This is a genomic window from Bacillus vallismortis (assembly GCF_004116955.1).
GTDB lineage: Bacteria > Bacillota > Bacilli > Bacillales > Bacillaceae > Bacillus > Bacillus vallismortis.
The window spans coordinates 622,644-645,285 of record NZ_CP026362.1 but is presented as its reverse complement, the minus strand read 5'-3'; the positions used below and the strand labels follow the sequence as shown (position 1 = coordinate 645,285).

The following is a 22,642-nucleotide window of genomic DNA, read 5'->3' as shown; positions in this document are numbered from 1 at the left end:
ATGTTTTCAAAATAGACGTAAAGGTCATTGGCAAATCTTAATTTGATTCTTGGAACAAGTTTTGCATTTTCTTTCTGAAGAGAAACGGCAGCGAGACAAAAATGATATACAAAGCGAGCACCATAAAGAAAGCCGGCTGATTCCCAGTTAAAACGCTCGCTCCCAGCACATTCAGCGCAATGGTTCCGGGGATGATTCCCGCGGCCGTTGCCGAAAAATACGGCAGCTTTTTGACATTGGAAAGGCCTGCCGCATAGCTGACGAAATCAAAATTAATCGGCAGGATTCTTAAAAGCAAGATATAAAAAAATCCATTGTCCTCCATCTGCTTCTGAATCGCTTCCAGCTTTTCGTACTGGCCGTTCTTTTTTCCCGCAAACAAACCGGCGGCAAAAAACGAGACAGCCGCAGCGCACATTGAACCGAATAATGTGTAAAGCGTGCCGAGAAGCGGGCCAAACGCAAGTCCTCCCGCTATAGAAACAACAGATACAGGAAATAACACAAAAGGTCTGAAGATGGATATTCCAATAAATATCAGCGGTGCAAAGCCCCCGAACGATAATACCCATATCCTGATCTCTTTCGGCGAGAGATTCAAATACGTTTTATTTCCCCAAAAGATTAAACCAGCACCTGCAAGCACTGCCAGCCATTTAACAGCCGTTTTTCGTTTCATACCCTCAGTTCCTTCCCCTTTGAACCGCAGTTTACGGATGTCGGCGGTTTTCTCCGTCCAGGCGGATTGGAGCAGCCAAATATAAGATTCGCTCCATTAATCTTGCGGCTTTCACTTCTTCCTTTTCTCCCCTTTGCGAGTACGTAAAATGGTGCTTCAGCTCGTCAGGTGAGAAATTAGACGAAAAGAAAGTCGGCAGCTGCTGAGACATTCTGTGCTGGAGCACTGTTCCGATGACTTCATCCCTTACCCAGCTCGTCATTGATTCTGCTCCGATGTCATCAAGCATCAATACGGGTGTTGTTTTAACCATATTGAGCTTCTCTTCCAAAGATTTGTCTTGCAGCGAATTCTTAAGCTCTCTCACAAATTCGGGCACATAGACGATCATCGAAGAATACTCTTTTTCCGCGAGCTCATTGGCGATCGCAGCGAGCATAAACGTTTTTCCTACTCCGAATTTTCCGTACAAATACAGTCCTTTCCCTTTTCCCGTCTCATTATAGCTTTTCAGGAAATCCGTTACATGCTGGAACATCGCAAGCCTGCTCGGATCGCTTATATCAACTTGCTGGAAAGTCGCCCCGAGAAGATCCTGCTGAATATACATGCTTTTCATAAGGGATTTTTGTTTTTTCTGCTGATCGAGCTTCCGTTTAACCGGACATTCATAATACTCGATATCAATAGACCGGCCATTGACAACAAGCTTCGGATGGTAGCCCTCCAACAAATTGTTGCAATCTTCATCTTCCGAACAATAAGAACATTTCTTGCTTTGCCCGGTATATTCATAAAGCTTATTCAAGCTCTTTTCGATCATTTTTTGGTCAATTATGTTTTCGTTTTCCTTCAAAAATGCCTGAACATCTTGATCCTTCATGACCTTTTCCTTCATTTGTTCAAGACGTTTTTGGAAATCCGGCCTGCCGGTTACGCCCTGCAGGGAACGGCCGATTGGTTCCATCTATTCCTTCACCCCGCATCTCTGTCTTTAATAGGCAGAGTATTTTTTGAGTTTTTCCATTTCTTCCATCATCTTTTTCTTCTGTTCTTCCAGATCCTGCGGTTGCAGCTTTTGCTGTCCGGATTCTGGATCGGACGCTGTCTCCTTTTCTTTCATCCAATCAGGAAGTTTTTCTTCGCGAATCACTTTTTGGTTTCGTTTTGAAGGCTGATTTGTTTTCCCTTCAGCCCATTCAAGATATTGACGGTTTTCTTCTATCGCGAGCCTCATCGCTTCTCTGACCGTTTTCACCTTTTTGCGGGCCCAATGCGAGGCGATTTTTTGGATATAGTTTTTCGACAGCTTCATGTCGGTTTTCAGCATGACGTAATAAATCAACACATTTGTAACGCCTGGCTCGAGCTTTTGTTCAAACATAATTTCTTCTATGATTTTCAGATCTGCTTTTGACGGCTCTGTTCCATCGGCAATGTCCTGCAAAAGCTTCTTCGGAGAAATCGTCTCCAGCAAGGCGATCAGCTTCCCGTCCAACGAATCCTCTTCCGCCGGTTTTTCGCCCTCACGCAGATGCACCGGCTGTGTTTTTTCCACGATGTTTGGCAGCTGTCCGTTTCTTTCAATTTGATACCAGTCGCTGGCCGCTTTTCTTAAAGCCTCCGACGTAATCACGTCACGTTCATCAATCGCGCTCATCACAACATTTTGCATCTGCAGCGGATCTATTCCGTACAGATAAGAAAGCTTTTTGATTGTGTCCCGCACCTGCTGGGTCATCGCTTTTCTCGGAATCATCGTCTCAGAAAGACCCGCTAAAAACAAATCAAAATCAAACACATCCTCTGTTATGGTGTAGGACGGAGCTTGTCCGACAGAAGTATATTCTGTGCCCGGGGCAAGTCTCACTGTTTCCTCCATATCAGATGTAAGCTTCCATTCACTCGGCTGCAGTGATTCAAACGCATGATTAAACGGACGCGTAATGTCTTTGGCATCTTCTGAAACGGCGGGGTGCGTGAAAAATTGTTTTAATTGCTGGTATTTTGTTTTTCCGACTCTATTATACAGAAAAACATTCAGCATCCCGTCTTCAAAAAACTCATTTGGCCTGAGCGGCGGAAGGATTTCATATATAAAGAGGCGCTCCTGCCGCTCGGACTCTTTCATATATACTTTTAGCAATCCGATGCCCTCGAGCTTCCCCTGTTCCTGATGGATTGTTTTTAAGTTAGACTGTGTCATCCCCATCAGCTGTCTATGTGTGGACTCGCCGCCCCACAGACGGTTTTGTTCCAGCTCTCCCCACAATGTCATATAAAGTGAGAATGCAACAGGGCCGATTAAGGGCTGATACAGTTGTGTGATAATTTGTCTGTCTATATCCTGCAGCATCGATCTGCTTTTGACCACATACGGATCTACAGGCAGTACATCTTTCCAATAGTCAGCCATACATTCTCAAACCTTCCGAATTTGTTTCTACCTTTCATTTTACACCGTTTCGCATATCTATCAAATGCCAATTTTGCACATGAGAAAAGAGCTAGAAGAATCCTCTTAGCTCTTTTACCGCTCTTTCTTTATTAAGTCTTTTAATTCGTCGATAAAGACGTTTATATCTTTAAACTGCCGATAGACTGACGCGAACCGCACATATGCGACTTCATCAATCTTAGCCAGCCGATCCATGACCATTTCCCCGACGAGCTCGCTTTTCACCTCAGAGCAGCCTTGATTGCGAAGTTCTTTTTCAATATCAAAGCACATGTCTTCAAGCGTTTTGAGTGGAACAGGTCTTTTTTCGCATGCTTTTATGAGGCCGCGCAGCATTTTTTCTCTGCTGAATTCCTCCCGCACGCCTTCTTTTTTCACGACGATAAGCGGGGTTTCCTCCACTTTCTCAAAGGTGGTAAACCGGTAATGGCAGGATTCGCACTCCCGTCTTCGCCGAATGGATTTTCCGTCATCAACAGGACGTGAATCTAGGACCCGCGTACCGTTATGCTGGCATGAAGGACATTTCAATAAAATCAGCTCCCAACTATTTCGTTCCCTGGAATGTATTTTCGGCAGCCTCCGCCTTTTTAAAATAGATGTGACATCTGTCGGGAGAGCCGTTGTGTAAAGCTGTATCTACAGCATCAGGTGGTTTGTGAAAATCTCTTTCTATTTTACAAAAAAAAAGAAAAAAGAAAAAGCTGACAGCTTTATTTCTTTATAAAAAATAAAAGGAGCATAAGCTAAAAAGCGCATAACGGCTTTCTAGCTTGCTCCCTTTGTGTTCGTGTTTCCTTTTATAGTACTTTCGCTTGTGCCTGTTTAATTTGCACAGGCCCCATTCCTCTTGGTATTTCAATGTTTTCTCTTGTATCAGCATGTAATGCCTCTGCGATGTAGTCAGCAGCGACATTAGGATCTAAGTCTCCACAAGTATAAACATCAATGCTCGCATATCCGTGCTCAGGAAAACTGTGAATCGTTAAATGTGATTCAGAAATAATCACAACTCCGCTTACGCCTTGCGGTGCAAATTTGTGAAATGCAACCTCGCGCACCTCAGCACCTGATTTTAGAGCAGCATTTACAAACGTTTTTTCAATAAAATCCATGTCATTCAGCTTATCAAAATCGCATCCCCATAGCTCGGAGATAACGTGACGCCCCATTGTTTCCATAGTCATGGACCCCCCTTAACAAGAATTAAAAAGTGAAATTCCAACAACTGGGTCGGCCATTTACCACGGGGGAAAGTTAGTCCGGAGAGGTCCTAACCCTTTAAGTAATTCCGAAACAGTCTCAAGCAAGAAGTTCACGAAAAATAGTATACTGTGTTTAAGTCTAATTTGCAAGGTGCGTTTTTTCAGAAATATGCTGTTAAGGGTTTTTTCTTCAAAAAGCGTCCATGACCTTATTTTATACAGCAGACGGATGTTTCATTCGTGCCGCTACATGGCGGATCAGATCAACGACTCTGCAGGAGTAGCCCCATTCGTTATCATACCAAGCGAGCACCTTTATTTTTCTGTCTTCCATTACCATTGTCGTAAGCCCGTCAATGACCGCTGAATGCGGATTTGTATTATAGTCAGTCGAAACGAGCGGTTCATCAGAATAATCAAGAACACCGTACATCGACGTTTTGGCAGCACGTTTAAATGCCTCATTTACCTCTTCAGCGGTTACGTCCATTTTCAGATCGACAACGAGATCAACCAATGAGACGTTCGGAACAGGGACGCGCAAGGCAAGGCCGTGAAGCTTTCCTTTCAGATGTGGCAGCACGAGCGAAAGCGCCTTTGCCGCTCCTGTTGTCGTCGGAATGATGGATTCACCGCATGCGCGCGCCCGGCGCAAATCTTTGTGGGGATTATCAATATTTTTCTGGTCATTTGTATACGCGTGAACTGTGGTCATCAGCCCGCTTTCAATGCCAAATTCTTCATCCAGCACTTTTACAACAGGCGCAAGGCAGTTTGTCGTGCATGACGCATTTGAAATAATGACATGGCGATCGGCGTCGAATTGGTCCTCATTTACTCCCATCACTATGGTAACGTCTTCATTTTTTCCCGGAGCAGTCAAAATGACTTTTTTCGCGCCCGCTTCTATATGGCCCATCGCTTTATCCTTCGAATTAAATTTTCCTGTCGCTTCCACGACAATGTCAATCTCATATTCCCGCCAAGGCAGCTGTTTTGGATCACGGCTATTTAACAGAAGCACTTTCTTCCCATTTACGATCAGGCTGTTTTCATCAGCCACAACCTCTTTGTGGTACCTGCCGTGAATTGTGTCATACTTTATTAAATGAGCCAGCGTTTCTGCGGAATAGCTGGCGTTAATGGCCACTACTTGAATTTGATCGTCTACCATCGCTTTTCTAAAAACCATTCTTCCGATTCTTCCAAACCCGTTGATCGCTACTTTTACCTTCATGTTGGACACCCCTTATCAATTATGCCATCCTAATTTGTTATCATCTTTAATTAGTATAACACATTAAAATGAATTCGCCAGTACATATTGATAAAAATCAACGATTACAACGCTAATTTATGATGCACGATATATTTTCTTGCACACAAATTTAGTTTGAGAATCAAAAAGCAGCCAGCGCTTCGCACTGACTGCCCCCATTGTTTATGATTCCTGACTCAACTTATCATTGAGCACACTTTCTTCTAGCACTGAAAATGTATCCTCGTACACTCTGTTAATATGGTTCGCCCCCCAATCACACAGCATATCTAAAATCCCTTCTAAGCTGCGGCCGTATTCGCTGAGCTCGTACTCCACTTTGGAAGGCACCTGATTGTACACGATCCGGTTAATAACGCCGTCCACTTCCAGCTCACGCAGCTGCTGGGTCAGCTTTTTTTGCGTGATGTTGGGCATCAGGCGCTTTCATCACTCGTGTGTTTTTTTCCGTGCGTCAGATGGCATAAAATAACGAATTTCCACTTCCTGCCAATCACTTCAAGAGTCGCTTCAACAGAAATGTTATATTTCCCCTTCCCCATACAATCCATTCTCCTTACAGGCACCAAAAAGTGAATACAGCACTTAAAAGTACGTACTTTTCTTTCCTAACGATATGTTTCATAATCACATTTGCCGGCTGATTTGAATCTGCTTTTTTATTTATATAGCTTGCTCGGCAGAATTTCAATCATACAACACATCATACAAAGGAGGAACATGATGACTTCAGCCAAAAAAAGCAGCATTCCCGCCACTTCTGATCTATGATCAATCAAATGGAATTTCACCCGCACCTTAAATAAAAAGAGCTGATGACATACTGCAAAAAAAAGGCATCCAGATGGAAGCTTGGTCACCTTTCATGCAGGTGCAGCTGCCTGGATCACCCTGTACTGGCTGACATTGCTCAAAGATATAACAAATCCGCAGCATGGCATCATAACGATTCCTAAATCAACAAAGGAACACTCATAATAGAAAATGCCAGCGTATTTGACTTTGAAGTAACAAGGATGACATGAATCGCATCGATGCGCTGAATGAAAACCTGCGCGCTGGCCCTGATCTGGAAAACTTTGATTTTTCATGTCAAAAAACACCGTTTGTATTGAACGGTGTTCAGATTGTTGACAAAGTCCTAAAACGGTTTTCGTTTTTAGGATTTTGTCATCTATTCAGCGTGATTGAACCTTGAAGTCCAGGAAGGCCGAGCATCGGAGCAGACTTTCACAGGATGTGATGACGGCGGCGTTTAGGCAGGACGCCTAAGCATTTAGCCGCCGTTCCTTTCGTCTTTCGTGAGCACCGACGCCTAGGCCTGACAACGAATGCGAGGGTTTGTCGACATGCTGAAACACTGTCCGTATTAAACGGGGGTTTTGTATTATGCCCAGCTGCTGATGATTTCATCAAGCTGCCTTCTGGTCTCTTCAAGCGTGCCGCTGTTATCGATGACTCGATCTGCTCTCGCTGTTTTTTCCTCTAAGGGCATTTGAGAGCGGATACGGCTGACTGCTTCTTCTTCCGTCAGCTGATTGCGCTTCATCAGACGCTCGAGCTGAAGCTCTTTTGTCACACTGACCACAATAATTTTATCAACTAAAGATTCCAATTTGCTTTCGAACAAAAGCGGGATATCCAATACAACAAATGCCTCCCGGTTCGCGATGGCTTCATCACGGCGCTTGAGCATTTCCTGCCTGACTGCGGGATGAACAATCGCATTTAAGGCGAGACGCTTTTGTTCATTTGTAAATACCAGCGCCCCTAGCTTTTTCCGATCTATATCACCGTTTGGGAGCAGTATGTCTTCACCAAATTCGTCAATGATTTGCCGGTAGGCCGGCATCCCTTTTTCTACCGCTTGTTTTGCAATGATATCTGCATCAATAACTGTAATCCCTTTATCAATCAGCATATTGGCAACCGTGCTTTTGCCGCTAGCTATTCCTCCCGTTAAACCAATGACTAAGGTCAAGAGATCCACTCCTTTTTACATTTTCCAAAGCCCGATCGTGATCAGCAGAAGCCCCGGCAAAAACGCCATTTTATCGATCCATTTCCACTTAGACAGAAAATGGCCGGCGTTGATTCCGATTGATACAAACAGCGAGCTCATGATCGCCACGGCGATGCTCATCACAATTGGTGAAAAACCGAGAATGGCTGCCCCTATCCCTGCTCCGAAGGCATCAATCGATAAGGCAAATCCCAATAAGACCGCCTCAATTCCAGTAATCACACCCGATTTGTCAATATCCGCACTCATAGGTTTTCTCAAAATATGAATTACAATCCCTAAAGACCGAACCTCTAAATTGAGCAGCGTTTTCTCATGCAATAAGTATTCTTTGTCTTTTGCCGGCTTGAAAAATTGATACAGAACCCACGCACCGATTCCGATCAATATCAACCCGCCAAGCTTCTCCGTTACATATACAGGAAAAAACTTTGTGAGAAAGCTTCCGATCAGCATGGATATAAACATGACAGCACCGGAACAGCAGGCGATAACCAAAATCGCTTTAAACGGTATTTTCATTTTTCTCAATCCGTACGTAAATCCGACCGAAAAACTGTCCAAGCTGACAGCCAACGCCAGCAGCAGTATAGAAACCATTTGCATAGCCGTTTCTTCCTTTCTGTTGGTGCTCTTATATCAGATGTGAAATGCCCGGGATTCATCACAATCATGTATATGGCAAAGTGAAAAATCCGTGTTTCAAAAATGGCAATTCCTACTCGTACAGAGTTACTGATATATGCACTGACAGCTTGGACAAAGAAGCTTTATGCTACTTTTTCTGGCATTTCGCGCAAAAATGCGTGCCCCTGCCTCCGACGACAATTTTTGAGATCATCGTTCCGCAATTTTTGCAAGGTTCGTCTTTTTTTCCGTACACAAAATGCTGCAGCTGAAACATTCCGATTTCCCCTTGGGAGTTGATATACGAGCGGACTGTGCTGCCGCCCGCGTCAATCGCCTCCTGCAAGGTGTTTTTGATTTCAGCGTGAAGCGTTTCAATTGTTTTTCCAGATAACGCATTTGCTTTCGTCTCGGGATGGACACCCGCTCTAAAAAGAGCCTCATCCACATAAATGTTCCCAAGTCCGACAACCGTTTTCTGATCCAGAAGAGCGGTTTTGACAGCGCGGTTTGTTTTGGCAAGCCGCTCTTTCAAATACACACTCGTAAATTCTTCTGCGTCTGGCTCCGGCCCTAACTGAGAAAGCGGGAGCTCACCCGCTTCCTCTCCCGGTTTAAATAAATGCATGGTTCCAAACTTCCGCACATCCCTGTAACGAAGCTGGGTTCCGTCTGTCATCGTGAATATGACATGCACGTGTTTATCGTCCGGCGCCTCCGCTTGATGAAGCCCGTATTTCCCTTCCATTCGAAGGTGGGAAACCATGACATAATGATTTAAATGAAACAGCAAAAACTTTCCCCGTCTTCCGATAGACTGTATCGTTTCTCCTGCTAGATTTCGCGCAAATTCCTCCGGTTCGGCAGGCCGTTTGATGATATTCGGCCATCTGATCTCTACCGATTTGATTGTTTTTCCCTTTACAAGCCCGGTCAGAGTGCGCCGGACCGTTTCAACCTCTGGTAATTCCGGCACATCCATCACTTCCTATCTCTGTTTATTTCGCATCATACCAAGATGGGCCTGAGGAAAAGTCCACCTTTAACGGCACATCTAATGCAAGCGCATGCTCCATCACTTCAGGAACAAGCTTTTCAAGAATTTCAATTTCTTCCTGCGGCGCTTCAAAAATCAATTCATCGTGCACTTGAAGCAGCAGTCTTGCTTTCAGCTGTTTTTCTTTTAGCTTGGCAGCCATATCAATCATGGCTTTTTTGATGATATCAGCGGCGCTTCCTTGAATCGGCGTGTTCATTGCCGTCCGCTCCGCAAAACTGCGGATATTAAAGTTTCGGCTCGTCAGCTCAGGAATGTAGCGGCGGCGATGCATAAGCGTTGTCACGTATCCTTTTTGCTTCGCGTCCTGAACTGAATCTTCCATGTACGCTTTTACGCCTTGGAAGCTTTCCAAATAGCGGTCAATGAATGCGCCGGCTTCCTTCCGGGTAATACCGAGGTTCTGTGACAACCCGTAATCGCTGATGCCGTACACAATGCCAAAGTTGACCGCTTTCGCCTGGCGTCTCATCGCAGATGTCACTTCATCCTCGGCAACATGGAACACATCCATTGCCGTTTTCGTATGAATATCCATATCATTTGTAAAAGCTTCGATTAGATTTTCATCCTTAGAAATATGGGCAAGCACCCGCAGCTCGATTTGCGAGTAATCGGCTGCAAAAATGAGCCAATCGTTTTCAGACGGAACAAAAGCTTGGCGGATTTTGCGCCCTTCTTCAAGCCTGATCGGAATGTTTTGCAGATTCGGATCAGTCGAGCTGAGACGGCCTGTTTGCGTTAAAGCCTGGTTAAAACGTGTGTGCACCTTGTGTGAATCCTGTCTCGTCACCTTTAAGAGCCCTTCAATATATGTTGATTGAAGCTTGCCAATTTGTCTGTATTGCAAAATATAGTCGACAATGTCATGCTTGTCAGCCAGCTTTTCAAGAACATCGGCAGACGTTGAATAACCTGTTTTTGTTTTTTTCACGACTGGCAGGCCGATTTTTTCAAACAAGATGACGCCAAGCTGTTTCGGAGAATTGATGTTAAACGGCTCTCCCGCAATCTCATGGATTTTTTCTTCATATTCCTTCAGCTTCGCGCCCAGTTCTTCACCCATCCGTTTTAAACGGTCAACATCGACCTTGACGCCCGTTGATTCCATTTCGCCGAGAATCAGCGCAAGCGGCATTTCAAGATCTTCAAACAGTTCAAGCTGATCGTTGTTCTCCAGCTCCTGAACGAGCTTTTCACGGAGGGCTTGAATCGCTAACGCTTTTCGGACAAGGTGCTCAGACAGTTCATTTTCTGGCGGCACCGCGCGTTTTGCTCCTTTGCCGTAAACTGATTCGTCACTTGAAACGAGATGCAAGCCGTAATCCTTCGCCACACTGGCAACGTCGTCATATGAATTGGCCGGATTGATGATATAAGCAGCAAGAAGCGCATCAAACTCCGCCCCTTTTAGCTCAATGCCCTGCCAGCGCAAAGCGACGACAGCCCGCTTGCTGTCGAAGACCCATTTCTTCTGCTTGTCATCCTCCACCCATTCCTTAAAAACTTCAGAGTCTACAGCAATGTCTTTCGGAATAAAATAAGATCCTGTTTCATTTACGATTGAAAATCCGAGAATCGGCTCTTCATGATAATTATCGCCAATCTGTTCAACGACAAAAGCGGATGGAGAAACCAACATACCGCTTGTCACGCCTGTGACGGTATTGACATTTATTTCTTCTAACGCCTGTTCCTGCTCCGCTTCTACACTATCTTCACCAAGACGTTCAAGAAGCGTGTTGAATCCAAGATCTTTAAAGATGGAAATGACCTGTTCACGGTGAAAACCTTGATATTCCAGCCCGGAAACGGATACCTCAATCGGCGCATCCGTCATGATTGTTGCAAGCTCCTTGCTCATCAATGCCTGATCCTTAAACTCCTCAAGCTTTTCCTTCAATTTCTTCCCGCTCACCTCGTCAATAGACTCCAGCAGTTTTTCAACGGAGGCGAACTGTTTTAGAAGCTTAATGGCTGTCTTTTCTCCTACGCCGGGCACACCCGGGATATTATCCGAGGAATCGCCCATCAGGCCTTTCATGTCAATGATTTGCTCTGGCGTCAGCCCGTACTTCTCTTTGACGTGCTCCGGTGTGTAAAACTCAACATCGGTAATTCCTTTTCTCGTAATGGCAACTGTCGTTTGATCTGTTGCCAACTGAGTTAAATCCTTATCTCCTGAGAAAACCTTTACTTCAAATCCGTCTTTTTCAGCCGATTTGGCAAGTGTGCCGATAATATCATCGGCCTCGTATTGCTCCAGTTCGTAGCGGCTGATCTGATACGCATCCAGCAGCTCGCGGATAAACGGCATTTGTTCGGAAAGCTCAGGCGGGGTTTTCTGTCTGCCGCCTTTATATTCTTTAAATGTGCCGTGGCGAAATGTTGTTTTCCCGGCATCAAATGCAACCAGCATGTGCGTCGGTTTTTCGTCCTCAAGCATCTTCATCAAAATCATCGCAAAGCCGTATACGGCATTCGTATGAACACCTTTATCATTGCTTAACAGCGGCAAGGCAAAAAACGCCCGGTAAGCCAAACTGTTTCCGTCTACAAGCACTAATTTTTTTCGTTCCGTCATTCAATATCCTCCTAAGAAGCCTCAGGCTTCCGTTCATCTCTTACATAGTCATTAGCTCCTCTTATTTTAACAAAGTTCAATTTGAAAGGAAAATCCGTGAACTGCGAGAAGACACAAAAAAGGACGGGAACACAAAAAGGTTCCCGCCGTCAAAATTGGCTCCTTGGATGAAGGGGTTCTACTACATCCTACCAGCATAGGTTTAACAGTGCATGAAGATATTGTTAAACCTTTGTAAACATTAGGCGGACGTTTCAGCAGCACGTTTCAGCGTCACGGTAAAGACTGTTCCCCTTCCAGGCTCGCTTGTGACATCGATTTTCCCTCCATGAGCCTCTATTAAATGCTTGACGATCGCAAGACCCAGACCGGTTCCGCCTGAATTCCTGCTTCTGTCTTTATCTACACGGTAAAAACGTTCGAAAATGCGCGGAATTTCTTCTTTCTGAATGCCGATTCCGGAATCGGCAACTTCAATTTGAATGTCGTTTTCTCTGGGCTTCACATTGATCGCTACAGAGCCTCCCTCAGGCGTGTAGGTTAACGCATTGTTTACGAGATTAAGGAAGACCTGTTTCAGCCTGTGCGGGTCACCCGATACATAAAGCGGGTCTTTCAGGACGTTCAGTTGTAAGAAGATGCCTTTCTCATCAGCCTTATGCTTAAGAAGCGTTTCAATCTCACTAAGCATTTTGGCTGGCTCAAACCTTTCAATGCTGAGCGTGAAATTTTGCTGCTCGATTTTTGAGAGATCGAGCAGATCCTGAACCAAAGACTGAAGCCTTTCGCTTTCCTTTAGAATAATAGAGAGAAACTCAGAAAGTGCTTCTTTGTCCTCCATCGCCCCGTCCAATAACGTCTCCGTAAACCCTTTAATAGACGTAATCGGCGTTTTCAGCTCATGAGAAACATTGGCCACAAAATCCTTTCTCATCTGCTCTAACTTCTTCGTCTCCGTCATGTCATGGAAAACAAGCACAATTCCTTTCCATTCATCGTCCGGCCCCATAATCGGAACGCCATCCACCTCAAAATAACGCCGTTCAATTTTGATCGGTAGCCTTAACAGCTTGCATTTCTTTGTCTCCGTCATAAAAATGTCTTCGACAAGCTGGATCACTTCTTCATGTTCAAACGCATCATGATAAAGACGGCGCAGCATTTGATTTGGATTGATATGAAATTGCTTGGCGTAAGACCTGTTCACGAGATTGATAAAGCCTCTTCCATCAATCATAATCAGCCCCGAGCCGATATTTTCAATGACTGTCAGCAGCCGGTCTCGCTGCATTTCTTGCGTTCTCGTCATTTCCATCAGATTAACGGCAAGGCTGTTCATTGCGCGGCCGAGCTTATCTGAGCGCCTGATATAGCCGCCGTACGTCCTGGCATCGTAGTTCCCCTTGGACAGCTCTGTTGCTACGTTTGTCGCTGCCTCAATTGATCTTTTGTAACGTGAGGTCATGCTGGAATAAAAATAAACAATGACGATAAATGCGGTACAAAGACTGGCCGTCAGCATCCCCCACATTTCGCCTTTTAAGCCGTAGCTTTTTTCAGAGGCAGAAAGCAGCACATATCCTGTTTTTTCCCCTTCGCTTCTAAGCGAAATTCCGTAATAAAGTTTGTTATCCGCTTTTGATAGGACACCCTCATGGCCAGAAACAAGCGCCTGCACCTTTTGTGAATCTGCCGCTCTCCCATTTGATCCGTACAGCACCTTGCCGTCTGTATCGATAACGGATGCGCTCACATCGAGCGCGCCGCCTGCATCTTTAATGATTTTCTTATTTTCTTGATGATTCAGGTTGCCGGCATCAAGAAGCGAAGCCATGTATTTGGCTTCTTTTTCAATGTGTTCCGCTGCTTTCCTTTGGCCAGATGTTTCAAAGAGCTGCTGCAAAAACAGCCCGAGGACAATAAACACCAGAATCATACAGACAACGAGTACAGAAAAAAGGCGCACACGGTATTTATTCATTCATTTTTGGCTCCTCCAATTTATACCCCAATCCCCTGATCGTTTTGATATAGATCGGTTTTTTTGTATTGCTTTCAATTTTGTCGCGGAGATGGCTGATATGAACATCAACAATTCTCGTATCTCCGGCAAAATCGTAATTCCAGACAGCGCTCAGCAGAAGATCTCTCGTCAGCACTCTGCCTTTATGTCTGCCCAAATAGAGCAGCAGTTCGAATTCTTTCGGTGTCAGCTCAAGCTGATTGTCTTTAAAGTATGCTTCATAATGATCAGGCAGAATTTTCAGATCGCCAATCGTAATCTGACCTTCTATTTCATCGTTCTTAAATTCACTAGAGGGCGCAGCCATTTCGGAACGCCTTAAAATCGCTTTGACTCTTGCATTCACTTCCCTTGGACTGAACGGCTTGGTCATATAATCATCAGCACCGAGCTCAAGCCCTAATACTTTGTCGAATTCCTCATCCTTCGCTGTCAGCATTAAAATCGGAAACATCAGTTTTTGCTGTCTCAGCTGCTTGCATACTTCGATTCCGTCCAGTTTTGGAAGCATCACATCCAGCACAATCAAATCGGGCTTCTCTGTTTCCGCTCTTTTTAGTGCTTCTTCCCCATCCGAGGCGGTAATGACATCATAGCCTGACCGTTCCAAATTGTACTGTAAAAGAGTAACAATAGATTCTTCATCATCCACAACTAAAATTTTCTTGTTCATGCTGTGCCTCCAGTATTATAATTCCCCGACATCCTATTTCTCTATTTTATGTCATCTTAACATGTTTCATGATTTTATTTTAGCGAAAGCAGGATATTCCGGCAATTCGCCTTTTATATCATTTTTAAACCAATTAAAGATATTAATGATAACGCTTACAATCCTAACAAAAAGAGAAAGGCTTCTAGTAAGCAAGCCTTTCTCTCTTTTTATTAAGATAATACTTTCATGACATTTTTGACAGATTCAACTGATTGATTCAGCTGTGCTCTTTCATAGTCAGTCAGTTCAAGTTCAATGATTTGCTCAAGACCATTGCCGCCTACAATGGTTGGAACACCAAGGTAGATGCCTTCATAGCCATATTCTCCTTCAAGATAAGCAATTGTAGGAAGGACGCGGCGCTGATCTTTCAGGATCGCTTCGACCATTTCTGACAGAGAAGCCGCAGGCGCATAGTACGCGCTTCCGTTTCCAAGAAGATTCACGATTTCGCCTCCGCCTTTTCTTGTGCGCTCCACAATGGCGTCAATCCGTTCTTTCGGAATCAGTGTTTCAAGCGGGATACCGCCGGCATAAGAATAACGCACAAGCGGCACCATATCATCACCGTGTCCGCCAAGAACGAAACCAGTCACATCTTTGACTGACAGGTTTAATTCTTCTGCCACAAATGTTCTGAATCTTGCCGTATCAAGCACGCCGGACTGGCCGATGACGCGCTCTTTAGGGAAGCCTGATTCTTTGTACACCGCGTATGTCATTGCATCAACAGGATTTGTCAGCACCACAATGATAGACTCAGGAGAATATTTCACGATTTCTCGTGTAACGCTTCTCATAATTTTTTCGTTTGTAGAGACTAGATCATCTCTGCTCATACCAGGTTTTCTTGCGATACCGGCTGTAATGACAACAATGTCAGAACCCGCTGTATCCTCATAATTGGATGTTCCCGTAATTTTCGCGTCAAAGCCTTGAACCGGGCTTGCTTCAAGCATATCAAGCGCTTTTCCCTTTGTCGGGTTCTCCAATTGCGGAATATCAACAAGAACAACGTCTGCCAACTCTTTTTGAGCGATTAAAAATGCGGTTGTCGCTCCGGTAAAACCTGCTCCGATAACAGAAACTTTTTTACGAGTATTTCCCATGTCTCTCTTCTCCTTTATGGCTAGTTTTAGGCTGTTTCCTTGCTTAGTCCATGTTTTTAATCAATTCTTCTCCGAACTCTGAACATTTCACTTCGGTCGCGCCGTCCATTAATCTGGCAAAATCGTAAGTTACGACTTTAGAAGCAATTGTGTTTTCCATAGATTTGATAACCAAATCAGCCGCTTCTTTCCATCCTAAATGCTCAAGAAGCAGAACGCCAGAAAGAATAACTGAGGATGGGTTTACTTTATCAAGGCCCGCATATTTAGGAGCCGTTCCGTGCGTCGCCTCGAAAATCGCATGCCCTGTTTCATAGTTGATGTTCGCCCCAGGAGCGATACCGATTCCGCCGACTTGCGCAGCAAGAGCATCAGAAATATAATCTCCGTTCAGGTTCATTGTCGCAACGACATCAAACTCGTTTGGACGCGTTAAGATCTGCTGAAGGAAAATGTCAGCAATGCTGTCTTTGATAATGATCTTGCCTGCTGCTTCCGCTTCGCTTTGCGCTTTATTCGCAGCGTCTTTTCCTTGTTCTTCAACAATGCGGTCATATTGAGCCCATGTGAAGACTTTATCTCCGTATTCTCTTTCAGCCAGTTCATAGCCCCAGTTTTTGAAGGCGCCTTCTGTGAACTTCATGATGTTTCCTTTGTGAACAAGCGTTACAGATTTGCGGCCGTGTTCAATTGCATAATCAATAGAAGCTCTGACCAGACGGCTCGTTCCTTCTTCAGAAACAGGCTTAATGCCGATACCTGATGTTTCTGGGAAACGGATTTTGTTGACGTTTAGCTCATTTTGCAGGAAGCTGATGAGCTTTTGCACTTCTTCAGAGCCTTTTGCGTACTCGATTCCTGCGTAAATATCTTCTGTATTTTCACGGAAGATGACCATATCAGTATCTTCAGGGCGTTTAACCGGTGACGGCACCCCAGTAAAGTATCTTACAGGCCTTAAGCAGACGAATAGGTCAAGCTCTTGTCTGAGCGCTACGTTCAAAGAGCGGATACCGCCGCCGACAGGTGTCGTTAACGGCCCTTTAATGGCGATGAAATATTCACGGATCACGTCCAATGTTTCAGCAGGCAGCCACTCACCTGTTTTATTATAAGCCTTCTCTCCGGCATAAACTTCTTTCCAAGTGATTTTCTTTTCGCCTTTGTATGCTTTTTCAACTGCTGCTTCCAAAACCTTAGAAGCCGCGTTCCAAATATCAGGACCGGTTCCGTCTCCTTCGATAAACGGGATAATCGGGTTGTTTGGTACGTTTAATACTCCGTTAGAGACTGTAATTTTTTCACCTTGTGCCACAATAAAAACCTCCCAGTATGTAATTCGTATTTAGAAAACATTTTATTTTTCTTCTATAAAAAACAAAATGATTTTTCCCAATATTCAATTTAAATTGTAAACCATTTTTGATGTTCTGAACAAGAGGCTAACTTCATCAACCCAAGCCAGCCTCCAGTGGTTCTTTAGGCTCTTTCTTCAATTGGAACAAACGTTTGTTTGTCCGGCCCTGTGTAATCTGCGCGAGGGCGGATCAGACGGTTGTTGTCATATTGCTCAAGAATGTGAGCAATCCAGCCGGACATTCTGCTTACAGCAAAAATCGGTGTGAATAAATCATGGTCTATGCCGAGGCTGTGATAAACAGAAGCCGAGTAGAAATCAACGTTAGGCGGCAGCTTTTTCTCTGATGTGACGATCTCTTCTACGCGAATCGACATCTCATACCATTTGCTTTCGCCTGTCAGGTTGGTCAGGCGCTTGCTCATTTCTTTCAGATGCTTCGCGCGCGGGTCGCCATGCTGATAGACGCGGTGGCCGAAGCCCATAATTTTTTCTTTCTTTTCCAGCTTTGCACGGATATACGGCTCAGCGTTTTCCACTTCGGCGATTTCTGTCAGCATTTTCATCACGCCTTCATTCGCCCCGCCGTGGAGAGGGCCTTTAAGCGCGCCGATTGCAGCAGTAATGCCTGAATAGATATCGGAAAGTGTTGCAACGCAGACCCTTGCTGTGAATGTTGATGCGTTGAGCTCATGGTCAGCATGTAAAATCAGCGCTTTGTTAAAGGCTTCAACCTCAATTGGCGAAGGCTCTTCACCGTTTAATGTGTAGAGAAAATTCTCTGCAATGCCGTAGTCCTCTCTCGGTTCAACAGGATCAAGGCCTTTGCGGATTCTGGAAAACGCTGCAACCAGGCCAGGCACCTTTGCCTGAAGGCGGATCGCCTTTCTGTAGTTGGCTTCCGGGTTCATGGTATCAGCCTTGCTGTCAAGCAGGCCCAGTAATGAAATTGCTGTCCGAAGAGCAGCCATGGGATGAACATTTTCGAGGGAATAAGATTTGAAGTGCTCAATAATTTCTTGCGGAACGGCAGCCTCCTTCGCAAACTGCTGCTTTAACTCTTCCAGCTCTTTTTTGTTTGGCAGCCTTAAATGCCAAAGCAAGTAGATGACTTCTTCAAAACTTGCATTCTCTGTTAAATCATCAATATCATACCCCACATATGTAAGGGTATCATCAATAATAGAACTAACAGATGATGTTGTTGCTACAACCCCTTCAAGACCGCGTGTCGCTGTCATATATAACATCTCCTTTTCAATAAATTTCCCCTTTAAGAGTGTTGTAAAAACATGAGGCTAACTTAAAAAGCATGATGCAAGTATTTCTCCCCCCAAAAGAAAATGCTTACATTTTACTGCCTGCTGGCAATGAAACCGCTTGCTTATGAAAGACCATAACAAATTCTTATAAGCTTATTTAAGTTTAAGCCTATTCTCATTATAAACAATAATCAGACATTTGTTAAATGTTTACCTATAATTTTTTTTTTCATTCTGTGATTTCACCGAAAAAACGCCTTTATTTGCGGGTTTTTGCATATAAAAAAAAGCGGCTTTCGGCCGCTTTTTTCACGAAGTGAACAGTTTTACAATCTGCATGGCGATATAAGCAATCCCCGCTCCGATCAGCGGTCCCACCGCCACTCCTCCAAAAAGCGCGACTGCGAGAATGGTCCCGATCACGAGTGCAGTTGTAATATGCGGGTCATTTTCCAACAACGTCAGGCCATTTTTGGCAATCAGCGCCACTGCAATCCCCGCTCCCAAGGCGATCCATGCATAGGAAGACCGCATTGCTTCTCCAAGCTGCTTGAACCCAATTTCACCGGTTGCAATCGGAACCAGAACGGCGATGGTAATAACGGTCACACCCCAGTTAATGCCTTTTGACTGGATGGTTGGCAATAATTTCTGGTCAAGTCCAATGATTTTGATGATCAAGAGGACGGATACAGCAAAAAGCAATGATTGATTTTTTGCGATAAGTGCGATAGCCAAGAGTAAAATTAAAAATAAATTCGCTTGTGTAAACACATGCCATCCCTCCTTTCAGATGAATGTATTCATACTCAGCCGGAGCGTGAATACATATAAAAAATAGGACATGCTGACGAGAGGAGGATTAATTTCATGAATCAATCTTATATCACTATTTTTTTCAGAACCCTCTTTGTCATATCAATTACCGCAGGAGTGATAGCTGCAGCCTATTATTCGTTTCCGTTAACTTATCCGTTCCTGATCGCCCTTATTCTATCATCAGCGATTCATCCTGTTGTCGACTATTTGGACAAGGTGACCGGGTTCCCCCGAACGCTAAACGTTCTGGGCGTGCTTGCTTTTTTTCTTCTCGCAGCCTTTGGCGTACTCACCATTTTGGTAGCCGAAATCGTGACAGGAACAGCCTATCTTGCAAAAACGCTGCCTCCGCATATCAGCACGTTTATCTCCTATTGCGAACAATTATTTACGACTCATATCCAGCCGCTTTATAACGAACTGACGGTTTTGTTTCAAGAATTAGAGACCAATCAGCAAGCTTCCATCGTCACTCATATTCAGACACTCGGTGATACCGCCGCCAAAAATGCCGGGCTGCTGTTGTCACACATATTAGAAATGATCCCGGGGTTTTTCGCGCTTCTTCCAAATACAGCAGCTGTTCTGATTTTTTCTCTTCTGGCAACTTTTTTTATGACAAAGGATTGGCACAAGCTGAAAGGCTTGTTCGTTTCAATTCTGCCGGATCAGGTTACAGCCAGCAGTCGAGCGATCAGCAATGAATTAAAAAAAGCAATGACCGGTTTTATCAAAGCGCAGGCCGTTCTCGTTTTCATTACAATGGTCATTGTATTTATCGGCCTTTCTCTCTTAAGCGTTGAACATGCCGCAACAATTGCTTTTTTAATAGGGCTTGTTGACCTTCTCCCTTATTTGGGTGCGGGCTCCGTATTTGTGCCGTGGATCTTGTATTTATCGGTTACAGGCCAGCTGCCTCAGGCCATCGGAATCGGCGTACTGTACCTTGTTGTTCTTATTCAGCGGCAGCTGACTGAACCAAAAATACTTAGTAAATCAATCGGCATCGATCCTTTGGCAACACTCATCTCTCTATTTGCCGGTTTTAAATTATTCGGATTTTTAGGACTCATTGCGGGGCCGGCTGTTCTCGTCATCATCCAAGCTTTCATCACAACGGGCACATGTAAGGAAATATGGTCGTATATCACCGTTCAGCAAAAATAAAACAGCAGCCCATATTCATGGCTGCCGTTTTTATTTGATGATGATCCGTTTGTTCTTCGACATTCCTCTCAGCCATTTGAACAGAATCGGCTTCCACCAGCTGCGGGTAAACGGAATAAGTAAACAGGCGCCGGCCAAATCTGATAAAAAGCCCGGCAGCATCAGCAAAAGACCGCCAATGAAAATGCACAGGCCGTCAACAATCGTTTCTCCCGGCATCTTGCCATATTGAAGATCACGCTGAACCTTGTGATACACTTCGGTTCCTTGTTTTTTTGCAGCTGCTGCGCCGATAATGCCCGTCAGAATCATGAGAAGGACCGTCGGCAAAATGCCGATCAGCTTGCCTGAAAACAGGAAAATCCCGATTTCTATTGCCGGAAACACAATAAAAAGCAAAAATAAAAATCTCATATCCGAGCCCCCCACACGTGTAACACACCTCTGTCAATATAAGGCAAGATAAAGAGAAAAGGAAGGGATTCCCCCTTCCGTTTTCACCTGTGATTAAAGAACGCTCGCGCGGCCTTGGTAGACTGCCCCTCTGGATGCGTCAACTGTAATATCCTGGCCGTCTGTTAAAGTAGATGTCGCTTTTTCAAGGCCAACGATAACCGGAATGCCGAGGCTTAATCCGACTACCGCAGCATGGCTTGTCAAGCCGCCTTCTTCTGTAATAAGGGCAGACGCTTTTTCAAGAGATGCAATCATGTCACGGTCAGTGCTTTTAGTCACGAGTACCGCACCGTCAGTCATTTTTTGCTCAGCTTCTTTTGCATTTTGTGCAATGACAACCGGGCCAAACGCTGATTTGCGTCCGATACCTTGTCCTTTAGCGATGATATCGCCGACAGTGTAAACTTTCATTAAGTTCGTCGTGCCAGACTCACCGACAGTGCCTGCTGTAATAACGATCAGATCGCCGTGTTTTACAATTCCGCTGTTCAATGAATTTTGGACAGCATCCTCGAGCATTTCATCTGTTGTGTTTGCATTTTGGCCGCTTTCCGCGAATACGCCAGATACGAGCGCAAGTTTTCTGGAAACAGAATCATTCACAGTAACCGCAACAATCGGCGCCTGAGGACGGTATTTTGCGATCATGCGCGCTGTATGACCGCTTTCAGTCGGTGTTACGATCGCAGCAGCGTTCAGGTTAATCGCAGTGTGCGCGACAGATTGTCCAATGGCGTCTGTAATCGTCATGCCTACTTGCCCTCTGCGTTTAGAAAGAATTTCTTTATGATTTAAAGCTTCTTCAGAACGGGACGCGATGTTGTGCATGGTTTGAACCGCCTCAACCGGATAACTTCCGGCAGCTGTTTCACCAGAAAGCATGATGGCGTCTGTGCCGTCGAAGATCGCGTTTGCAACGTCACTTGCTTCCGCACGAGTCGGACGCGGGTTGCGCTGCATGCTATCGAGCATTTGCGTCGCTGTAATAACAGGTTTTCCTAACGCGTTGCATTTTTTGATCAGTTCTTTTTGCACGAGCGGCACTTCTTCAGCTGGGATTTCCACGCCTAAGTCTCCACGTGCAACCATTAAGCCGTCAGACACTTCGAGAATAGCATCGATGTTGTCAACGCCCTCTTGGTTTTCGATTTTAGGGATGATTTGAATATCCTGTGCTTTGTGCTCTTCAAGAAGCTCACGGATTTCAAGCACGTCCGTGGAACGCCGTATGAAAGATGGGGCGATGAAGTCTACTCCCTGCTCAATACCGAAAACGATATCTCGTGCATCTTTTTCAGTGATACCCGGAAGATTGACGCTTACGCCTGGTACGTTAACACCTTTTTTGTTTTTGAGTGTTCCGTTGTTTAATACTTTTGTTTTGATTTCGCGATTAGCGGCATCAACATCAAGCACTTCAAGGCCGATAAGTCCGTCATCTAACAGAATCGTTGAACCCTGTTCAACATCATCGACTAAACCTTCATAAGTCACTGAAATTTTATCTGTTGTTCCTACTACCTCGTCCATTGAAACGATAAGCTCTTTGCCTGTCTCAAGCTCAATGCCTCCGTTTTCCATTGTATGTGTGCGGATTTCAGGACCTTTTGTATCAAGCAGGATACCAACGTTTTTGCCTAGCTTTTTGCTTGCTTCACGGATATTTTTAATTCTTGCGCCATGCTCCTCAAAATCTCCGTGAGAAAAATTCAAACGAGCCACGTTCATTCCAGACTCCATTAATTTCGTAAGCATTTCAATGCTTTCACTTGCCGGACCAATGGTACATACAATTTTAGTTTTTCTCATTTGGTTCACTTCC

At 44.7% G+C, this 22,642-nt stretch carries 18 protein-coding genes and 3 pseudogenes; 2 read left to right on the top strand and 19 right to left on the bottom strand.

The features are described from left to right. Positions 1-37 precede the first annotated feature (37 nt). The 7 genes and pseudogenes from BV11031_RS03510 to BV11031_RS03480 all read right to left on the bottom strand — a co-directional run bounded on the left by BV11031_RS03510 (position 38) and on the right by BV11031_RS03480 (position 6,163). Complete coding sequence (locus BV11031_RS03510; protein WP_010329703.1) at positions 38-679, bottom strand: TVP38/TMEM64 family protein; 642 nt, start codon at positions 677-679, stop codon at positions 38-40. A gap of 31 nt (positions 680-710) precedes the next feature. Then, positions 711-1,646: a primosomal protein DnaI gene (gene dnaI, locus BV11031_RS03505; protein WP_010329702.1), complete on the bottom strand. Its 936-nt coding sequence runs from the start codon at positions 1,644-1,646 to the stop codon at positions 711-713. Positions 1,647-1,673: 27 nt separating this feature from the next. Continuing rightward, positions 1,674-3,095 carry a replicative helicase loading/DNA remodeling protein DnaB gene (dnaB, locus tag BV11031_RS03500; protein WP_010329701.1) on the bottom strand — a complete coding sequence of 474 codons (1,422 nt, stop codon included), beginning with the start codon at positions 3,093-3,095 and terminating at the stop codon, positions 1,674-1,676. Between the two features lie 114 nt (positions 3,096-3,209). Next, entirely contained in the window at positions 3,210-3,668 is a 459-nt protein-coding gene (gene nrdR / locus BV11031_RS03495; RefSeq protein ID WP_010329700.1) for a transcriptional regulator NrdR, read from the bottom strand. A 269-nt stretch (positions 3,669-3,937) separates the two neighbouring features. Beyond that, complete coding sequence (gene speD / locus BV11031_RS03490) at positions 3,938-4,318, bottom strand: adenosylmethionine decarboxylase (protein WP_003223584.1); 381 nt, start codon at positions 4,316-4,318, stop codon at positions 3,938-3,940. 238 nt (positions 4,319-4,556) lie between these two features. Continuing rightward, entirely contained in the window at positions 4,557-5,579 is a 1,023-nt protein-coding gene (locus tag BV11031_RS03485) for a glyceraldehyde-3-phosphate dehydrogenase (protein WP_010329699.1), read from the bottom strand. A 204-nt stretch (positions 5,580-5,783) separates the two neighbouring features. Then, positions 5,784-6,163, bottom strand: a pseudogene (locus BV11031_RS03480) (winged helix-turn-helix transcriptional regulator). A 225-nt stretch (positions 6,164-6,388) separates the two neighbouring features. Between BV11031_RS03480 and BV11031_RS03475 the strand changes: the two are divergent. Beyond that, a pseudogene (locus BV11031_RS03475) lies at positions 6,389-6,708 on the top strand (aldo/keto reductase); the annotation flags it as partial. Positions 6,709-7,008: 300 nt separating this feature from the next. On the opposite strand, the gene coaE reads toward BV11031_RS03475, so the two are convergent. From coaE to BV11031_RS03425, 10 genes and pseudogenes are all read right to left on the bottom strand, one after another. Then, the gene (gene coaE, locus BV11031_RS03470) at positions 7,009-7,602 is read right to left on the bottom strand and encodes a dephospho-CoA kinase (RefSeq protein WP_010329696.1); all 594 of its coding nucleotides are present in this window, start codon (positions 7,600-7,602) and stop codon (positions 7,009-7,011) included. Between the two features lie 15 nt (positions 7,603-7,617). After that, positions 7,618-8,268 (bottom strand): annotated as a pseudogene (gene ytaF, locus BV11031_RS03465) (sporulation membrane protein YtaF); the annotation flags it as partial. Between the two features lie 151 nt (positions 8,269-8,419). After that, complete coding sequence (gene mutM, locus BV11031_RS03460) at positions 8,420-9,247, bottom strand: DNA-formamidopyrimidine glycosylase (RefSeq protein WP_010329694.1); 828 nt, start codon at positions 9,245-9,247, stop codon at positions 8,420-8,422. A 22-nt stretch (positions 9,248-9,269) separates the two neighbouring features. Next, on the bottom strand, positions 9,270-11,912 hold the full coding sequence (gene polA / locus BV11031_RS03455) for a DNA polymerase I (protein WP_010329693.1): 2,643 nt from the start codon (positions 11,910-11,912) through the stop codon (positions 9,270-9,272). 241 nt (positions 11,913-12,153) lie between these two features. Continuing rightward, positions 12,154-13,893, bottom strand: coding sequence for a sensory box histidine kinase PhoR (gene phoR / locus BV11031_RS03450; RefSeq protein ID WP_010329692.1), 1,740 nt, complete (start codon positions 13,891-13,893; stop codon positions 12,154-12,156). After that, complete coding sequence (gene phoP / locus BV11031_RS03445) at positions 13,886-14,608, bottom strand: two-component system response regulator PhoP (RefSeq protein WP_010329691.1); 723 nt, start codon at positions 14,606-14,608, stop codon at positions 13,886-13,888. The genes phoR and phoP overlap by 8 nt, the downstream gene beginning before the upstream one ends. A gap of 212 nt (positions 14,609-14,820) precedes the next feature. After that, positions 14,821-15,759: a malate dehydrogenase gene (mdh, locus tag BV11031_RS03440; RefSeq protein ID WP_010329690.1), complete on the bottom strand. Its 939-nt coding sequence runs from the start codon at positions 15,757-15,759 to the stop codon at positions 14,821-14,823. Positions 15,760-15,802: 43 nt separating this feature from the next. Beyond that, positions 15,803-17,074: an NADP-dependent isocitrate dehydrogenase gene (icd, locus tag BV11031_RS03435; protein WP_010329689.1), complete on the bottom strand. Its 1,272-nt coding sequence runs from the start codon at positions 17,072-17,074 to the stop codon at positions 15,803-15,805. Between the two features lie 164 nt (positions 17,075-17,238). Continuing rightward, on the bottom strand, positions 17,239-18,357 hold the full coding sequence (gene citZ, locus BV11031_RS03430; RefSeq protein WP_010329688.1) for a citrate synthase: 1,119 nt from the start codon (positions 18,355-18,357) through the stop codon (positions 17,239-17,241). Positions 18,358-18,687: 330 nt separating this feature from the next. After that, positions 18,688-19,152, bottom strand: coding sequence for a DUF441 domain-containing protein (locus BV11031_RS03425; RefSeq protein WP_010329687.1), 465 nt, complete (start codon positions 19,150-19,152; stop codon positions 18,688-18,690). 96 nt (positions 19,153-19,248) lie between these two features. On the opposite strand from BV11031_RS03425, the gene ytvI reads away from it, so the two are divergent. After that, positions 19,249-20,364, top strand: coding sequence for a sporulation integral membrane protein YtvI (gene ytvI / locus BV11031_RS03420; protein ID WP_010329686.1), 1,116 nt, complete (start codon positions 19,249-19,251; stop codon positions 20,362-20,364). Between the two features lie 30 nt (positions 20,365-20,394). On the opposite strand, the gene BV11031_RS03415 is transcribed toward ytvI, so the two are convergent. Then, positions 20,395-20,778: an FxsA family protein gene (locus tag BV11031_RS03415; protein WP_010329685.1), complete on the bottom strand. Its 384-nt coding sequence runs from the start codon at positions 20,776-20,778 to the stop codon at positions 20,395-20,397. Positions 20,779-20,871: 93 nt separating this feature from the next. Then, positions 20,872-22,629, bottom strand: coding sequence for a pyruvate kinase (gene pyk, locus BV11031_RS03410; protein ID WP_010329684.1), 1,758 nt, complete (start codon positions 22,627-22,629; stop codon positions 20,872-20,874). Positions 22,630-22,642: the final 13 nt, after the last annotated feature.